The organism is Aeromonas sp. R1-2 (assembly GCF_040908505.1).
GTDB classification, from domain to species: Bacteria; Pseudomonadota; Gammaproteobacteria; order Enterobacterales; family Aeromonadaceae; genus Aeromonas; species Aeromonas veronii.
On sequence record NZ_JBFODU010000047.1, the window covers coordinates 53,445 to 70,169 of the forward strand.

Annotated in this window: 12 protein-coding genes; 8 read left to right on the forward strand and 4 right to left on the reverse strand. The window is 57.8% G+C overall.

Annotated features, from left to right (window positions below; translation table 11 throughout):
- Nucleotides 1-36: 36 nt before the first annotated feature.
- From csgH to AB5Y76_RS16630, 6 genes are all read left to right on the forward strand, one after another.
- Nucleotides 37-351, forward strand: a complete 315-nt coding sequence (gene csgH, locus AB5Y76_RS16605) for a curli-like amyloid fiber formation chaperone CsgH (protein ID WP_263718862.1) — start codon at nucleotides 37-39, stop codon at nucleotides 349-351.
- An 89-nt stretch (nucleotides 352-440) separates the two neighbouring features.
- Entirely contained in the window at nucleotides 441-3,269 is a 2,829-nt protein-coding gene (uvrA, locus tag AB5Y76_RS16610) for an excinuclease ABC subunit UvrA (RefSeq protein ID WP_263718861.1), read from the forward strand.
- Nucleotides 3,270-3,390: 121 nt separating this feature from the next.
- Complete coding sequence (locus tag AB5Y76_RS16615) at nucleotides 3,391-5,064, forward strand: diguanylate cyclase (protein WP_263718860.1); 1,674 nt, start codon at nucleotides 3,391-3,393, stop codon at nucleotides 5,062-5,064.
- Nucleotides 5,065-5,522: 458 nt separating this feature from the next.
- Nucleotides 5,523-6,137, forward strand: a complete 615-nt coding sequence (locus tag AB5Y76_RS16620) for an OmpW family outer membrane protein (RefSeq protein ID WP_167570781.1) — start codon at nucleotides 5,523-5,525, stop codon at nucleotides 6,135-6,137.
- Between the two features lie 222 nt (nucleotides 6,138-6,359).
- Complete coding sequence (locus tag AB5Y76_RS16625; protein WP_005341553.1) at nucleotides 6,360-8,339, forward strand: methyl-accepting chemotaxis protein; 1,980 nt, start codon at nucleotides 6,360-6,362, stop codon at nucleotides 8,337-8,339.
- A gap of 8 nt (nucleotides 8,340-8,347) precedes the next feature.
- Nucleotides 8,348-9,817 (forward strand): ABC transporter substrate-binding protein, encoded by a 1,470-nt coding sequence (locus tag AB5Y76_RS16630; protein ID WP_263718859.1) that lies wholly within the window; start codon nucleotides 8,348-8,350, stop codon nucleotides 9,815-9,817.
- 72 nt (nucleotides 9,818-9,889) lie between these two features.
- Here the strand turns inward: AB5Y76_RS16630 and AB5Y76_RS16635 are convergent, their stop codons facing one another.
- The gene (locus AB5Y76_RS16635) at nucleotides 9,890-10,690 is read right to left on the reverse strand and encodes a GNAT family N-acetyltransferase (RefSeq protein ID WP_263718858.1); all 801 of its coding nucleotides are present in this window, start codon (nucleotides 10,688-10,690) and stop codon (nucleotides 9,890-9,892) included.
- Nucleotides 10,691-11,019: 329 nt separating this feature from the next.
- Between AB5Y76_RS16635 and metF the strand changes: the two genes are divergently transcribed.
- Complete coding sequence (gene metF, locus AB5Y76_RS16640; RefSeq protein ID WP_236272772.1) at nucleotides 11,020-11,910, forward strand: methylenetetrahydrofolate reductase; 891 nt, start codon at nucleotides 11,020-11,022, stop codon at nucleotides 11,908-11,910.
- 69 nt (nucleotides 11,911-11,979) lie between these two features.
- On the opposite strand, the gene AB5Y76_RS16645 is transcribed toward metF, so the two are convergent.
- A complete protein-coding gene (locus AB5Y76_RS16645; protein WP_108541792.1) occupies nucleotides 11,980-13,044 on the reverse strand; it encodes a DUF3103 family protein in 1,065 nt (354 codons plus the stop codon).
- 122 nt (nucleotides 13,045-13,166) lie between these two features.
- The gene (locus AB5Y76_RS16650) at nucleotides 13,167-14,342 is read right to left on the reverse strand and encodes a benzoate/H(+) symporter BenE family transporter (protein WP_263718857.1); all 1,176 of its coding nucleotides are present in this window, start codon (nucleotides 14,340-14,342) and stop codon (nucleotides 13,167-13,169) included.
- A gap of 119 nt (nucleotides 14,343-14,461) precedes the next feature.
- On the opposite strand from AB5Y76_RS16650, the gene AB5Y76_RS16655 reads away from it, so the two are divergent.
- Complete coding sequence (locus tag AB5Y76_RS16655; RefSeq protein ID WP_005340196.1) at nucleotides 14,462-15,031, forward strand: helix-turn-helix domain-containing protein; 570 nt, start codon at nucleotides 14,462-14,464, stop codon at nucleotides 15,029-15,031.
- Nucleotides 15,032-15,047: 16 nt separating this feature from the next.
- Here the strand turns inward: AB5Y76_RS16655 and AB5Y76_RS16660 are convergent, their stop codons facing one another.
- On the reverse strand, nucleotides 15,048-16,244 hold the full coding sequence (locus tag AB5Y76_RS16660; protein ID WP_263718856.1) for an NnrS family protein: 1,197 nt from the start codon (nucleotides 16,242-16,244) through the stop codon (nucleotides 15,048-15,050).
- Nucleotides 16,245-16,725 lie beyond the last annotated feature (481 nt).

A 16,725-nucleotide genomic window follows, 5' to 3' on the forward strand; every position in this document is an offset into this window, starting at 1 on the left:
CGCGTCGCGACCCCAGCAAGTACAAGAAACACTGAGATGGAACTCGAACCGTCGATCCGCTTGATCCTCAATATGGTGCAGAGCGAACAGGGGCTGTCACTTGCGCCGACGCTGCTCAGCAAGCGCGACGTGACGGTGAGTGTCAGGTTGCTGATGCATGGCGAAGGGGCGGCTGGGAGTACGACTCAGCGCCAGAGCCGTAATCTGTCGCTGCAGGCTGGAGTGGTCATGGCGGTTGGCAAAATAGGGCTGGGTTTGCGTTGCCCCTATCGGGTCGAGGTCACCGCCCGGATATGGCAAAACGAGCGGCTGCTGGTGGAGAAAAAAGAGCAGATGGCGTGCGCCGGATGATGCGCATTTCATCTCATGACTGTCTATTCATCCAGTAGTCTCTATGCCATACTGACTCGCTCAGGTTTCTGTATCGAGCGTGCAACAAGATGGAAAAGATCGTGGTCCGGGGTGCTCGCACCCACAACCTCAAGAACATCAATCTGACCCTGCCCCGCGACAAGCTGATCGTGGTCACCGGCCTCTCCGGTTCGGGCAAATCCTCTCTGGCGTTCGATACCCTCTATGCCGAGGGGCAGCGCCGCTATGTGGAGTCCCTCTCCGCCTATGCCCGCCAGTTCCTCTCCCTGATGGAGAAGCCTGACGTCGACCATATCGAGGGGCTCTCGCCCGCCATCTCCATCGAGCAGAAGTCCACCTCCCACAACCCGCGCTCGACCGTCGGCACCATCACCGAGATCTACGACTACCTGCGTCTGCTGTTCGCCCGGGTCGGTGAGCCGCGCTGCCCGACCCACGCCATTCCGCTCGCCGCCCAGACCATCAGCCAGATGGTGGATCAGGTGCTGGCCCAACCGGAGGGGAGCAAGCTGATGCTGCTGGCCCCGGTGGTGCGTGATCGCAAGGGGGAACACACCAAGCTGCTGGAGAATCTGGCGGCCCAGGGCTACATCCGTGCCCGTATCGACGGCGAGGTGTGCGATCTCTCCGATCCTCCTACGCTGGAGCTGCACAAGAAGCACACCATCGAGGTGGTAGTGGATCGCTTCAAGGTGCGCGAGGATCTGGCGTTGCGTTTGGCCGAGTCGTTCGAGACGGCGCTGACCCTCTCCGGCGGCATAGTGCTGGTAGTGCCGATGGACGGGGAGGAGGGCGTCACCCCCATGACCTTCTCCGCCAACTTCGCCTGCCCGGAGTGCGGCTACTCCATGTCGGAGCTGGAACCGCGCATCTTCTCTTTCAACAATCCGGCCGGTGCCTGCCCGACTTGTGACGGCCTCGGGGTGCAGCAATATTTCGATCCGGCCAAGGTGATCGGCGATCCGGCCATCAGTCTGGCCAACGGCGCCATCCGTGGCTGGGACAAGCGCAGCTTCTACTACTTCCAGATGCTGAAATCCCTCTCCGAACACTACAAGTTCGATCTGGAGACGCCGTGGGAGGATCTGCCGGTCAAGACCCAGGAGGTGATCCTGCGCGGCTCCGGTCGCACCGAGATCGAGTTTCGCTACATGAACGACCGCGGCGACGTGGTGGTGCGCAAGCACCCGTTCGAGGGGATCCTGCACAACATGGAGCGGCGCTACCGGGAGACCGAATCCAACTCGGTGCGCGAAGAGCTCTCCAAGTACATCGCCAACAAATCCTGTACCAGCTGCGGTGGCAGCCGGCTGCGGGAGGAGGCGCGCCACGTCTTCGTCGACAACCGCAATCTGCCGGCCATCGCCGAGCAGTCCATCGGCGATGCACTCGCCTTCTTCGAGGGGCTTAACCTCACCGGCCAGCGCGCCCAGATTGCCGAGAAGATATTGAAAGAGATCGTCGAGCGGCTCGGCTTCCTGGTGAACGTCGGTCTCAACTATCTGAGCTTGTCCCGCAGCGCCGAGACCCTCTCCGGCGGCGAAGCGCAGCGCATTAGACTGGCCAGCCAGATCGGGGCCGGGCTGGTGGGCGTCATGTATGTACTCGATGAGCCTTCCATCGGTCTGCACCAGCGCGACAACGAGCGGTTGCTCAAGACCCTCACTCATCTGCGCGATCTCGGCAACACGGTGATCGTGGTGGAGCACGACGAGGATGCCATTCGCCTCGCCGACCATGTGCTGGATATCGGCCCGGGGGCGGGTGTGCATGGCGGCGAAATTGTTGCGCAGGGCACCCCTCAGCAGATCATCGACAATCCGGAGTCGCTGACCGGTGACTATCTCTCCGGTCGCAAACAGATCGCCATTCCCGCCGAGCGCACCCCGCTCACCGGCAAGTGGCTGAAACTCAAGGGGGCGAGCGGCAACAACCTGCGCAACGTCAACCTGGATCTGCCCATCGGGGTGATGACCTGCGTTACCGGCGTCTCCGGCTCCGGCAAGTCGACCCTGATCAACGACACCCTGTTCCGCATCGCCCACCGCGAGCTTAACAAGGCCACCGAGTCCACCCCGGCGCCCTATCGCAGCGTCGAGGGGCTGGAGCATCTGGACAAGGTGGTGGATATCGACCAGAGCCCCATCGGCCGTACCCCGCGCTCCAACCCGGCCACCTATACCGGTTTGTTCACTCCGATCCGCGAGTTGCTCTCCGGTACCCAGGAGGCGCGTTCACGTGGCTATCAGCCTGGCCGCTTCTCCTTCAACGTGAAGGGGGGCCGCTGCGAGGCGTGTCAGGGAGATGGCGTCATCAAGGTGGAGATGCACTTTCTGCCGGATGTCTACGTGCCGTGCGATGTCTGCAAGGGCAAGCGCTACAACCGCGAGACCCTGGAGGTGAAGTACAAGGGCAAGAACATCCACGAGATCCTCGAGATGACGGTGGAAGATGCCCGCGAGTTCTTCGATCCTGTGCCGGCGGTGGCGCGCAAGCTGCAAACCCTGATGGATGTGGGCCTCTCCTATATCCGTCTCGGCCAGTCTGCTACTACCTTGTCTGGCGGGGAGGCGCAGCGGGTCAAGCTGGCGCGGGAGCTCTCCAAGCGGGATACCGGTCAGACCCTCTACATTCTGGATGAGCCGACCACCGGGCTGCACTTCCACGATATCCAGCAACTGCTCAAGGTGCTGCACCAGCTGCGGGATCGCGGTAACACCATCGTCATCATTGAGCACAACCTTGATGTGGTAAAAACTGCCGACTGTATCGTCGATTTGGGACCGGAGGGAGGCGCCGGTGGTGGCCGCATTCTGGTGACGGGGACGCCGGAGGAGATTTGCGCCAATAAAGAGTCTCATACAGCTCGTTTTTTGCGGCCACTTTTGGCGCGATAAGCCGTTATAATCGAGGGGCCTTTGGCCCCTTTTTGTTATAAAAATCGGGAGCATAGGGGGAAGCTCGTCAAGTGTGGGCAGGCTTGGCATCTCAGCATCATGGTAATGGATATATCGGGTTATGGCTCAGGCTCCGCGCACGATTGATCATCAGTTGGCTTACTCCATGTTCCCCATCTGGCTGGGGGCGATCCTGCTATTGCTGGTTCTGTTGGCATGGGCCCAGATCCCGGCCGCCAGCCGGATTGAGGAGCAACGAATGAAGGAGCATCTGCTGCGCGTGACCAAGGCGGTGCAGGCGGATGTGGCAGCTCTGGATGCATTCAGTCGGGATTGGGGCATCTGGGATGACAGTCACCGTTTTATGGACAACAAAAGCAGGGGGTACATCGAATCCAACCTGTTCAGTGATATGCCGATGCGAGATTTTAGTCTCAACCTGATGAGCTTCATGGATCTCACCGGCTACGAAATCTGGACGCGCACCCTGCTACCCGATGCGCCGGGGATCAATCCGGACCAGTTTCCCTACTTCCTTGATGAACTGAAAAAGCAGTTAAGGGCGCGCTCGGTGGCGCACGGGGGCATCAATCTGCACGGGATCCGTGCTTCCCAGTGGGGGCCGCTGATGTACTCGTGGCAGCCGATCAGAAACAGTGACGAGTCGGCACCGTTCAACGGTTTCTTGCTGGTTGTACGTTGGCTCGACAAGGCCTATCTCGAGCAGGTATCGGAGCGTACCGCGCTGCCTCTGGCGATTTCCCACGCCAATCTGGATGTCACCGCTACCTTCAAACCACTGAAACCGCAAATAACGTATCGCCTGATCGACCTTGGGCTGACCCGGCTCAGGGGAGAGGTGCGACTGCTCAACAGCGATAACCAGCCGGTACTGACTCTGGTGATTGAGGAGGAGAGAAAGATCTTGAGTGGCGTCATGGAGGGGGCGCTCTGGACCTTTATCGGCATGCTGTTTATCAGTTTTATCTGCGTCATGATCGCCATGTACCGGCTCAACAGCATTGTGCTTACCCCGTTGCAGCAGCTGGTGTCGGCGCTGCAACGCTTTGGCGATCGGCCAGATGCCACCTTGATCCCCTATATCGACAGCAGCGCCGAGATGGCGACCCTGAGTGGCAAGTTCAGGGAGATGGCCGGCAAGGTTAGTCAGCAACACGATGATTTGTTGGAAAAATCCAGTCAGATGGAGGTGGCTGCATTCACCGATCCCTTGACCCGTTGCTTCAATCGTCGCTATCTCGATGGCTGGTTGCAGGCCAACCGGGCCAAACCTTGTCTGTTATTGCTGCTGGATCTGGATCATTTCAAGCGGATCAATGACCGCCTTGGCCATGACATCGGGGATCTGGTGCTGAAACAGTTGGCTGATCTGCTGCGCAAGGTGGTGACAGGAGAGCGCGAGCCGATCATCCGGCTGGGCGGGGAGGAGTTCTTGTTGCTGCTACAAGTGGATGACGAGCAGGAGTTGGCGCTGCGGGTCGAATATCTGCGCCAGCGTGTCGCTCAGCACCGCTTTGGCAGAGAGGATGCGCCACTCTGGTTGACGGTGTCGCTGGGGTTCTGCCGCTATCCGTTGCACCCGGAGTACCCGGATTCATTCTGGAGTCACAGCTTCAAACTGGCGGACATGGCGCTGTATCAGGCCAAAGTCGGCGGGCGAAATCGGTGGTTTGGCTACGCTGGTAGCCTCTCTGCGGAGGGAATGAGCCAGACTCCGGAACAGCTTGCCGAAGGGGGGCATATCACCCTGCTGCACTCTGTCAATCCGGATTAACCCTGCCGTACCAATACTAGATAGGCCAAGGCGACAATAAAACCGAGCAGGATAAAGAGAAAAGATCCGATTCCCCACACGGCCGCGAGAAAGGCCCCCACCTTTTGCCATTTCGACTCATTTTTCATAAATAAACCATTACTTCCCAGTAACTTGTATGGCGCAAAAAATACGCTGATTTGCCCATGTTAACAACAATTAATAGCCGCTCTGCCGCGCAATAAGGTGTGGTTTGTTTGCTCCTTTTGGCGCTGGATGCGGGTAGTTACAACCTGTCTAAACAGGTATTTCGGCTTGTTGTCTGGGGACTCAACGAGATTGGGAGGGCGCGCAAAGATGTCACACCAATCGATTTATTTCTGTGCAACCTTTGCTCCAAGTCAATAACTTTGCATTTACAAGGGCATATAGTCAGCGGGCTTACAGCATCAAATGAAAACAAAAAAAGGGATTACGTGATGAAAAAATTACTTCCTCTGATGATTGCCGCTGCAGTGACCTCTCCTTTCGCCATGGCCCATCAGGCTGGTGATATTCTGGTTCGTGGTGGTTTGGCCATCGTTTCTCCTCAGGAGAGCAGTGATGACGTGGCGGGTCACGGAGAGTTCGAGATTAACAGCAACCAACAGCTTGGCCTGACCCTCGGTTATATGATCACCGACAACTGGGGGGTTGAGTTGCTGGCTGCAACTCCTTTCTCCCATCGAGTGAGCACTCGCGATCTTGGTGAAATTGCCAAGGTTAAGCATCTGCCTCCAACACTAATGGCCCAATACTATTTTGGCGATGCCCAGAGCAAGGTTCGCCCGTATGTTGGTGTGGGCGTGAACTACACCACCTTCTTTGATGAGAAGGGGGTGGGAGCACTTGATGGTGCGAATATCAGCCTTGACGACTCTTGGGGTTTGGCAGGTCAGGTCGGTATTGATATGGCGGTTACAGATCGCTGGTTTGTGAACGGTTCTGCCTGGATTATGGACATTGACACTGATGTCAAAGTCGATGGCGTTGGCACTTTTAAAACACATATCGACCCGATGGCCTTTATGGTGGGTGTTGGCTACCGCTTCTAATGATTCTGACTGCGGTTCTGAACGGACCGCGGAAGATAGCAAAGTACGTCTCTTTCAGCCCGGCTTGTGCCGGGCTTTTTTCATATGGCTGATTTTGTCAGGACTGTGATCCAACCCGATACAAATCAATTAAATACCTGCCGCTTTATTTCAGTTATTCGCCACCCCTGCCGATAGTGACTATGTTCACTTTACCTTCCCCCAATGAGTGAGGATGTCTCCATGGGCTTATCTATCGTGCAGCGGATCATCGCCGGATTCGTGTTGATGCTGCTGTTGCTGATCCTGCTTGGTGTGATCAGTACCTTTAAAATCAAGGGTATAAATGACGGCCTCTCTGCCGTATCTGACCGGGCAACCCCGCTGGTAGTTGCTGTCGCAGGTCTCAAAGGGGCACTGCAGGATAGTAACCGCTGGGTGCTGGTCTACCGCACCAGTGAAGATGCCGCCCAGTTGCCGCAGCTGGCCAATCAGTTCAAGGAGCAGCAGAACCGCTTCGCCCAGCTGAGTCAGGAGATGGGTAAATTTACCGACGTAGCGGATGCTCGTGCCCGCTTCCAGCAGGTCGAGAGTGCTACCACCCAATTTTATGGCTTGGCGGATCAGGTGTTGGCCCAGCATCGGCAGTGGGTCAGTGCACTGGAGCAGCGCCACAAGTTGGAGATGGAATTTATCCGCCTTGAGGATACCTACCAGTGGGCGGCGGATCTGCTGCTGCAACAGACCGCCAGCAAGCGCTCCATGCGCAACAAGGCGGAGCTCATTACCTCGGGTATCGCCCGCGACCTGAAGAATATCCGCCGTGCCGATGCCAAAACCGACCTGAACGAGCTGGAAAAGGTGTTGAGCAAGGACATCGAGATGGCCCGCAAGCGGTTGGAGCGGGTGCTGGTGCCCGATGATGTGAAAGCGCGCTTTGTCTCCAATCTGGATCGGATGCAGGAGCTGGCACTTGGCGCTCAGGGCTTGCTGGCAACCATGCGTCAGGCTCAGCAACTGGCGCTGTCGCTGGCCACGCAAAATCAGCAGCTGGATGCCAGTCTGGTCAACAGCCTCAATTTGCTCGATGAGATGGGCAAGTCCGCCGGGGCCATTGCCAGCGACAGCCGGATCAACGCCGATGCGGCGGTCAGCAGTGCCAGCTTCTGGATCCTGGTGGTTGCCGCGATGTCGGCCGCTGCCGCGCTGGTGATCGGCTATACCACTGCGCGCAGCATTCAGCGCCCGTTGCAGATGATCAACAAGGAGCTCGATTACATGGCGGCCGGTGACATGACCCGTCGCATCAACTACCGCAGCAGTTGCGAATTTGGCAGCCTCTCTCGCTCCATCGATACGCTGGCGGGCAAGACCGGCGAGTTGCTTTCTCAAATCAATGCAGGCTCCCGCCATCTGGTGGATGAGGCGAGCCGGGCCGCCGAGATCAGCGAGCGGGCCATGTCCCGGGTACAGGAGCAGAAGAGCCAGACCGATCAGGTGGCCGCCGCCATTACCGAGCTGGAAGTGAGCGCCACCGAGGTGGCCCGCTCTACCGATGGCACCAAGCGGGAAGTGGATCTGGCCGATGAAGAGGCGCGCAATGGTCGCCAGAAAGTGGCCACCACTCGCCGGATCACCGAGCAGCTGGCTGGCGCCATGGAGGAGGCGGTCGGCATCACCTACAAGCTGGGCGAATTCAGCAACAACATCGGCAGCATTCTCGATGTGATCCGCAGTATTGCCGAGCAGACCAACCTGCTGGCCTTGAACGCCGCCATCGAAGCTGCCCGTGCTGGCGATGCCGGCCGCGGTTTCGCGGTGGTAGCCGATGAGGTGCGGGCGCTGGCCAATCGCACCCAGACTTCGACCGAAGAGATCCAGGGGATGATTGAGAACCTGCAGAGCTCCAGCAAGCATGTGGTTGAAGTGATGGGGCGCAGCCAGGAGCAGACCCAGAGCTGTGTCGAGCAGACCCGCGAGATGGATGTGGCGTTGCAATCCATTGCCGATCGGATGGGGGCCATCAAGTCGATGGCGGATCAGGTGGCCCATGCCGCGCAGGAGCAGATCTCCGTCAGTCAGGGGGTCGCTCGTCATATTGCCGGTATTGCCGATGTGGCATACGAGACCGAGCGGGAAGCGCGGGAATCCGCCAGCAGCAGCGAAGTGCTGGCCGACCTGGTCGCCAAACAGCAGCAATTGATCGCACATTTCAAGGTCTAGGAGGGCTTATGTCTAAAAAGTGGATTGGAGCCCTGAGTCTCCTGTTGTGTGGCCAGCTGATGGCCAGCGAGCTGGTGATTGAAAGCTGGCGAACCGATGACAAGGCGTTGTGGGAGCAGAAGATTATCCCGGCGTTTGAAGCGACGCATCCCGGCATTAAGGTGAGTTTTCATCCGGTGCAGAACGTCAACTACATGCCCACTCTGTGGGAGAGCCTGAAAGGCGGTAAGGCGGGGGATCTCATTACCTGTCGTCCGTTTGATGACTCGCTCGCCCTGTTCAAGGCGGGCCATCTGGCCGAGCTGACCGAAATGGCAGGAATGGAGAACTTCCCGAGTTTTGCCCAGTCACCCTGGCAGACCGATTCCGGTGCCCAGACCTTCTGTGTGCCGATGGCCTCGGTGATCCATGGCTTCTTCTATAACAAGAAGATCTTCAGTGAGTTGGGGCTCACCTTGCCTCAAACCCGCGACCAGTTCTTCGCCGTGCTGGACAAGATCAAGGCCGACGGGCGTTATGTGCCGCTGGCCATGAGCGGTTCCGAGAGTTGGGTTGCCTCCGAACTGGGGTTCCAGAACATTGGTCCCAACTACTGGAAGGGAGAGGACGGTCGTCTGGCACTGATCGGCGGGCAGGAGCGGTTGGACAACCCGCAATATGTGAAGGTGTTCGACGAGCTGGCCCGCTGGCGTTCCTACCTCGGTGAAGGTGGTGAGAGCCGCGATTACGCGACCAGCAACGAGTTGTTCACGTCGGGCAAGGCCGCCTTCTACGTGGCGGGCTCCTGGGAGATTGCTCCCTTCACCGGCAAGGTCGATTTTGGCGTCATGCGTCCGCCGGTGGCCAAACAGGGTGATGGCTGTTTCTTTACCGACCATACCGATATCGGTATGGGGATGAACCCGGCCAGCAAGAATAAAGAGGGTGCAATGGCTTTCCTGCAGTGGCTGACGACGCCGCAATTTGCCGAGCTCTATACCAACTCGCTGCCGGGATTCTTCTCCCTCTCCAACCACTTCTTCGATGTCACCAATCCGGCGGCCAAAGAGATGATGGAGTGGCGCGATCAGTGTGACTCGACCATTCGGGTGGCGACCCAGATCCTCTCCCGTGGTACGCCCAAGTTGGGGGATGAACTGGCCGCGGTGAGTCAGGCGGTGCTGCTTGGCAAGATGGAGCCCAAGGCTGCCGCAGATCGACTGGAAGGTGGCTTGAGGGGCTGGTATGCCCCTCATCAGGGCAACAAGGCCAAGAGCACGGATTGTCAGTGTGATGCGGTTGCCCCTGCTCCTGTTTCAGCGCCGACGACTGAGGTGTCCGCAGCCCCCGCGACCAGTGAAACATCGGCCGTGGTGTCACCTGCTGTGACTCCCGCAGAACCCGCATCAGCGGCCGCTGCACCATTACCGGCGCAGTCGGATGAGGTGGAGCAGGCGCTCTCCAACGAGTTGGAAGCGCCACAGCAGCCACAGCAATAGGTCATCGGCATCAATAAAAATGGGAGGCATCGGCCTCCCGTTTTTTATGGCTCGCGGCCAGCAGGTATCGCTTTATTGTGCTTCGTGGGGCCAGCGGCAGAGGCTGCCGATGCGGGCAACCGGGGCAAACCCCAGAGAGCGGTAAATGCGCTGTGCATGGTAATGCTCGTCAGCCACTATGATCAGCTGTTTGGCGCGAGACAATCCTGCGCGAGCCACTTGACTCAGCAGCTGGCGGCATAACCCCTGGTTGCGCCACGCATGGTGCGTGCGTACCAATTGGAAGCGCCCAAGTGTGCCGCAAAAGAAGAGGCCGCAGCTGGCGACCAGTTGCCCCTCTCGCCAGATCCCCCACCAGTCCCCGAGACCATCGGCAATCATGGCCTGATAGAGCGCCTGGCGGGATCGCAGATAGGGGAGATAGCTCTGTTCAGAGTGTCCCTCATCCCGCTCATGGAGTTCGAAGTCGAGCCACTCAGGCCAATCAGCAGTGGTGAAGGTACGTGCCTCAACCTTGTTCATGTCGCCGTGAGGAGGTGGGCAACTCTGTTCATCCAGTGCCAGCACCACGCACTCCATATATTGGTAACCCGTTGCGACAAAACCGGCGATCCGGCTGTTTTGTCCGGCCGCCAGTGGCCATTGGAAGGTGCGGTGGCGCACTCGAGGATCCTGGCCGACCAGCCGATCGAATGTGGCTTCCAGCCAGCCTTTGTCACGGTCGCTGGGTGGGTTGGGGAGTAGCAGGTAGTTGCCGAAGTAGTAATCGGGAGCATCCGGCGTGCGAACCGCCCAGAACTGATCGTGCTGAACAACCTCGCCCTGATAGCGATCGAACAGCAAGTCGGTGGCAAAGCCGGGGTGGGTATCCATGATGGTGCTCCTGCAAAGACTCATTCTGTTATCGGCAGGAGTGGGAAATAGATGAAAAGGGGCCGGAGAAACCTCCGGCCAAACAATCACACGCAGATTCAGAACGTCCAGGACGATCTGCCCCCATCATAACTCGACTGGGGCAATTTTGGGATGGGCACTTTTCGGTTACGTACCGTTAATTTTGTAAATATGAAGTTCGTCAGATCGGATGTGAGGTAAATCCCTGTTGACTTTGTGTCGTTTTACTCATAAATATAAAGACGTTTAGACGTCCAAACATCCGTTTTGACGTAGGCAGATGGATTGCAGGACAGGGAGAAGATCAGATGGGATTTCACAGTGCACGTCAGGTTGAGGCGCTCAACCAGAGCTTGGCAGATTTGAATGGCGATATATCGGTCAGTTTCGAGTTTTTTCCGCCCAACAGCGAAGGGATGGAGAATACCCTCTGGCAGTCCATCGAACGGCTGAAAGTGCTGGAACCCAAGTTCGTCTCCGTCACCTATGGTGCCAACTCCGGCACCCGTGATCGCACCCACAAGGTGATCAAGGACATCAAGGAACGGACAGGCCTGATTGCGGCGCCTCACCTGACCTGTATCGATGCCAGCCGCGACGAATTGCGCACCATCGCCCGCGACTACTGGAACAGCGGCATTCGCCATATTGTGGCTCTGCGCGGTGACTTGCCGCAGGGGCTGGAGAAGCCGGATATGTATGCCACCGATCTGGTTGCTCTGCTCAAGTCAGAGGCCGACTTCGATATCTCGGTTGCCGCCTATCCGGAAGGGCACCCGGAGGCCAAGAGTGTGCAATCCGACCTGCTCAACCTCAAGCGCAAGATCGATGCCGGCGCCAACCGTGCTATCACCCAGTTCTTCTTCGATGTGGAAACGTATTTGCGCTTTCGGGATCGCTGCGCCGCCATCGGTATTGATGCCGAAATCGTGCCGGGGATCCTGCCGGTCTCCAACTATCAGACCCTGGCCAAGTTTGCCGGTTTTACCAACGTGAAGATCCCGCGTTGGATGCATCAGCGTTTCGAGGGGCTGGATAACGATCAGATGACTCGCAATCTGGTGGGGGCGAGCATCGCCATCGATCAGGTGCGCGTGCTGAGTCAGGAAGGGGTGAAGGATTTCCACTTCTATACCCTGAACCGCTCCGAGCTGACTTATGCCATCTGCCATACTCTGGGGGTTCGTCCCAAGGGTTGACCGGTGGTCACCGCGATAAAAGCAAAAAGCCAATGAGTTGCTCATTGGCTTTTTCGTTATGGCCGATTATCAAGGTCTGGTCGGGGCGATCTCTTTTGGCTCAAGATCGATGACCGCATTACCGGCAGCCCCCGGATACTGGCGATAGACCTGATCCTGCTCCAGTGTGTAGAAGGTATCCAGATAGTCGTCGTTGTTGGTCATCCAGGAGTCGGGCAGCGCCTTGACGATGCGACCGCCGAGATCGAGGAAGGGCAGCGCTTCCGGCACGCCACCCGCGGTAAAGCCGAGTTTGAGGGCTTCAATCAGCAGGGCGCTCAGCTCCTTGTAGTTGACGTTGTCATCCTGCTCCATCATCACCACATCGACGGCACCCCAGCGATAGCGATCCCAGTAAACCAGGATCTGGTTGGGGGTGTAGTCTGTGTTGTCATAGTCGAGGTAGGGCATGTCGACAATATCGACCACTGGCTCATCCCGACTGGGATTGACCCCTGCGACCACCGCATACACTTCGGCCGCGCCGAGCAGCCAAGGCTCCTGATCATCCTTCAGTCTGATCTTTTTCAGGATACTGGTCTTGAGTGGCGCCGTGCTGGCCGCCACTCGCGGAGCGCTTTGCAGATCCGCATCGGCCAGCGCCTTGCGCATCACCTTCAAGCCTGCGTTCTTGGCTTTGACGGGATCGGCTTCGACTACCAGAACCGGCCGGGCCGGTGCCTTGTCCACATCCAGATAGACGGGATTGCCAGCGCTGTCGAACGCTTCAATGGCGCTCCAGCTCTTCTCATCCCCACTTGGAACATAGGCGACCAGCGGTTCGACCCCCTGTTGCAGTGCGGCGGCCTGATCGGTGTTGGCCAGCCGCAACTGCATCAGTTGCTTGACCTCGCCATCCAGTCCTTGTCGGCTGATGGCCGCCTGGTTGGCATCGGTCGCCTGCCGCTTAAGGCGCGGGCTGGCCTTCTGCAGCAGGTTGGGAAGCGGGCTCTGGTATTGCTGATTGCTCAGCAGGGGCAGCAGGTTTTTCTGCTGAAGTGCGAGCTGGCGAGCCAGCTCTCGATCCGTATCGGCAGCCTGGACGCTCGTAGCACCCAGTATGGCCAGTAGTAACAAGACAGCCTGATTTTTCATTTTTATTCTCCGTTGCATGGAACCTGACAGGGCACCATGTCCGGGAAGATTGGTGCCCTGGCACCACTAGAAGGAAATTAGTTTCACTTGTGAATCATTTTATCTGGATAGTGTGCAGAGGTTCACGATTTGAGGTTCAATTGATTCCTTTGTCGATATAATTGGAACTGATAGATAGCCAGACCAATCAGCAGACCCCAGCAGGCTGCCGCGATGCCGAGCAGGCTGATCCCGGACGCGGTAATGATAAAGGTGAGCAGCGCAGCTTCTCGCGCTTCATCCTCTTGCAAGGCCGAGTGCAGACTGCTGCCGATGGTGCTTAGCAGGGCCAAACCAGCGACGCAGGTGACAAGAGCTGCCGGAAAGGCGCTAAACAGGGCCGCGACGGTTGCACCGAAGCAGCCGGTCACAAGATAAAAGCAACCCGCCCAAACCGCAGCAGGCCAGCGGCGCTTGGTATCCGGGTCGACCTCTTTGCCCATGCAGATGGCGGCAGTGATGGCGGCCAGATTGAAGGCATAGCCGCCAAAAGGGGCGAGCAGCAGGCCAGTCAGGCCGGTCCAGCTGATCAGCGAGGAGGTGGAAGGCTGATAGCCGTGGGTCCGCAAGATGGCAATTCCCGGCATGTTTTGCGATGTCATGGTGACAATGAACAGCGGCAGCGCGATACCAAACAGAGCATCAAGGGAGAAGGCTGGCCATGTCCAGACCGGGCTGGCGAGTTGCCAGTGAAGGGTGCCCATTTGCAAATCCCCCCGCACGCTGCAGATCAGCATCCCCACTCCCAGTGCCAGCACCATGGTATAGCGAGGCCAGAGATGACGCCCCAACAGGAAAGTCAGCAGCAAGGTGCCAAGCAGCAAGGGATCTTGCGGGGCGACCTTGAACAGATCCAGCCCGAATTTGAGCAGCACGCCAGCCAGCATGGCGGCGGCCAGTGGAGCCGGGATATGTTTCATCAAACGGTCGAACCAGCCGCTGATGCCACACAGCGTGATCAGCAGGGACGAGATCACAAAGGCGCCGATGGCTTCCGCCAGAGTGAAGTTGCCCAGCGTGGTGATCAGCAGTGCCGCGCCCGGTGTGGACCAGGCGGTTAGTATGGGTATGCGGTAATAGAGAGAGAGGCCGATGCAGCTCACCCCCATGCCGATCCCCAGCGTCCAGAGCCAGGAGGCGACTTGAGCAGTATCAGCACCCGCTGCCGTGGCGGCCTGGATGATCAGGATGACGGAACTGGTGTAGCCGACCATCACGGCGATAAAGCCTGCGACCAGATGGGGGAGTGCGAAGGGCATGACTCTTCCTCTTGGCGTTGTGACGCGCTGTGCGTTATTACGTACAATACAGCTTTGACTATATCGCTGTGCGCTATAGCGCACAAGGCGCATCGTGCAAGAGTAATAAAGAGGCAGTTATGCAAGAGATGAGTCAGCATCTGGCTGCTCGACTGAAGGGGCTGCGCAGCGAGCGCGGCTGGAGCCTGGATGCCACTGCGCGCGAAACGGGTGTCAGCAAGGCGATGCTGGGGCAGATTGAGCGGGGAGAGTCCAGCCCAACGGTGGCGACGCTGTGGAAGATCGCCACCGGTTTTCGAGTCTCCTTTTCCAGTTTTATTGAGCCTACGCCAGCCGCGCAGGCAGAGGTGCTCTATCGCACCGCCGATGCCATTCGTCAGCAGCCAGCGGGAGAGGGCATGCAAGTGGCACCGCTCTTCCCTTATGAAAACCGGTTTGGTTTCGAGTTGCTTGAACTGACCCTGTTGCCGGGTTACCAGCGTGAATCCGAGCCCCATGAGCCGGGAGTGACCGAGCATGTCATCGTCATCAGCGGCATGATGGAGGTGCTGGTGGAAGGGGAGTGGCGCTCATTGGTGCAAGGAGAGGCGGTGCGTTTTGCTGCCGATCGTCCCCACGGTTATCGCAATCTGGGCATAGCCCCGGCGATTTTCCACAACCTCATCCACTATCCGCTGGCAACACCCTGAACATGTTCCGCAGTCATCAACCCGGTCGACCATCTGCTCTGGGGCGGATCAGTATCGGGGTATAGACCCAGACAAACAGACCATAGGCCGCGATCCAGGCAAGCGCGCTGAGGTTCCAGCCATGCAGGGTATAAGCAGGCCAGAACAGCGGAATTGCCACCCGCATTGTAGCGGCAGCGATAACCAGGGCGAATGCGCCAGTGATCCTGCGTCCTACCTGCAAGGCCCGACCGCTATGGCCGAGGGAGACTCGCGCAATCATGCCCAGGATCATGGTGCCCATACAGCCTGCGCTGAGCAGGTGACTGGCCATCGACAACGTGATGGGCAGACCCGCGCTATGTGCCGCAAGGGCGAGCAGGCCAAGAGGGATAAACAGATAGGCGAGATGGAGTGACCACAGCAGGGGATGCGCAAGGGTCGATGGCAGATGCCAACGTAGTTGCCGCCACAGATGCAAACTCGCCGCCACTATATAGAGAGGCACTATATATATGCTGGTGATCCATTGGGTGGGGAGTAACAGCCAGCAGAGCAAGATAAGCCACAGTGTCGCGAGCGCAGTCCGTTCCAGCCAGAGTAGAGGTGCAGCTTTCTCCTGACCGGTTGCTCGGGCGGTGAAGAACGGAATCACCCTTCCACCCATCACGGCGATCAGGGTGGTAAACAACAGCACAGTGGTGATCAATAGGTGCTCAACGGTGGTCCAATCGGCCTGCCATAACCAGCTGGCACCATTGAGCAAGGTCAGTATCAGCAACAGGGGCACGAAGAAGAGGTTGCGCCATTGCCGGGTTATCAAGAGCGGCTTGGCAAGGAACCAGGTGCAAAGCGGCAACCAGAGCAGGTCTGCCGCCATCAGGAGCGTATTCTCTTCACCCAGCCAGGGTAACAAGGTCCTTGGCAACATCCACAACCCCACCACCAGCGCCAATGGCCAGCTTCGAACACCGGGATGGGCCGTCCAGTTCTGCACCGCGGTGAGCAGAAAACCCGCGACGATGGCTGCCCCGAAACCAAACAGCATCTCATGGCCGTGCCACCAGATCGGGTTGGCAATCCCTGGCAAGGTTAGCCAACCGTTGAGCTGCCCCAGCCAGAGCAACATGGCGACGGCAGCAAACAGAGCCCCGAACAAGAAGAAGGGTCGGAACCCCAAGCGGAACAGCGGGACGATTTGCTCTTCCTTATGGCTATCGAGGATTTGATGCATGAGGGTATTCCAATTGAACATTTGAAATGGCAATTATAAATTGGCTTTTCAAATGTTCAATTTAAATCCGGCAATAGTCAGGATTGATGCCATTTTGAGCAAAAAAAGAGGTGGTTGCTTGATATCTGAGCGAACGAACTTTTTTGCTGAAAAAGCCCTTGTCATCCCGGCGCGGCTCCCTATAATGCGCCCCTACCAGCACGGCGGAACACGCCGAACTGATGAGCCAGCTTCCTAGTGAAGTGGGCGCCGAAAGAAAAGCGAAAACAATCGCTTGACTTTCGAAGTGAGAAGCGTAATATGCGCCTCCTCAACGCGACAAGCGTGACGCTCTTTAACAATTTGAATCAAGCAATCTGTGTGGGCACTCACAACATCGAGCATCAAAAACAATTTTTGATTTTCAATGTCTGGTGAAGTGACCAAGACGATTTCTTAGCAATAAGAAGTTGAACAGTTTATTTCAGCAATTCATTGAGCC

Excerpts from the sequence above, each read along its gene's own strand:
- csgH (WP_263718862.1), top strand. The coding sequence starts at position 37 with ATGGAACTCGAACCGTCGATCCGCTTGATCCTCAATATGGTGCAGAGC.
- uvrA (WP_263718861.1), top strand. The coding sequence starts at position 441 with ATGGAAAAGATCGTGGTCCGGGGTGCTCGCACCCACAACCTCAAGAAC.
- AB5Y76_RS16615 (WP_263718860.1), top strand. The coding sequence starts at position 3,391 with ATGGCTCAGGCTCCGCGCACGATTGATCATCAGTTGGCTTACTCCATG.
- AB5Y76_RS16620 (WP_167570781.1), top strand. The coding sequence starts at position 5,523 with ATGAAAAAATTACTTCCTCTGATGATTGCCGCTGCAGTGACCTCTCCT.
- AB5Y76_RS16625 (WP_005341553.1), top strand. The coding sequence starts at position 6,360 with ATGGGCTTATCTATCGTGCAGCGGATCATCGCCGGATTCGTGTTGATG.
- AB5Y76_RS16630 (WP_263718859.1), top strand. The coding sequence starts at position 8,348 with ATGTCTAAAAAGTGGATTGGAGCCCTGAGTCTCCTGTTGTGTGGCCAG.
- AB5Y76_RS16635 (WP_263718858.1), bottom strand. The coding sequence starts at position 10,690 with ATGGATACCCACCCCGGCTTTGCCACCGACTTGCTGTTCGATCGCTAT.
- metF (WP_236272772.1), top strand. The coding sequence starts at position 11,020 with ATGGGATTTCACAGTGCACGTCAGGTTGAGGCGCTCAACCAGAGCTTG.
- AB5Y76_RS16645 (WP_108541792.1), bottom strand. The coding sequence starts at position 13,044 with ATGAAAAATCAGGCTGTCTTGTTACTACTGGCCATACTGGGTGCTACG.
- AB5Y76_RS16650 (WP_263718857.1), bottom strand. The coding sequence starts at position 14,342 with ATGCCCTTCGCACTCCCCCATCTGGTCGCAGGCTTTATCGCCGTGATG.
- AB5Y76_RS16655 (WP_005340196.1), top strand. The coding sequence starts at position 14,462 with ATGCAAGAGATGAGTCAGCATCTGGCTGCTCGACTGAAGGGGCTGCGC.
- AB5Y76_RS16660 (WP_263718856.1), bottom strand. The coding sequence starts at position 16,244 with ATGCATCAAATCCTCGATAGCCATAAGGAAGAGCAAATCGTCCCGCTG.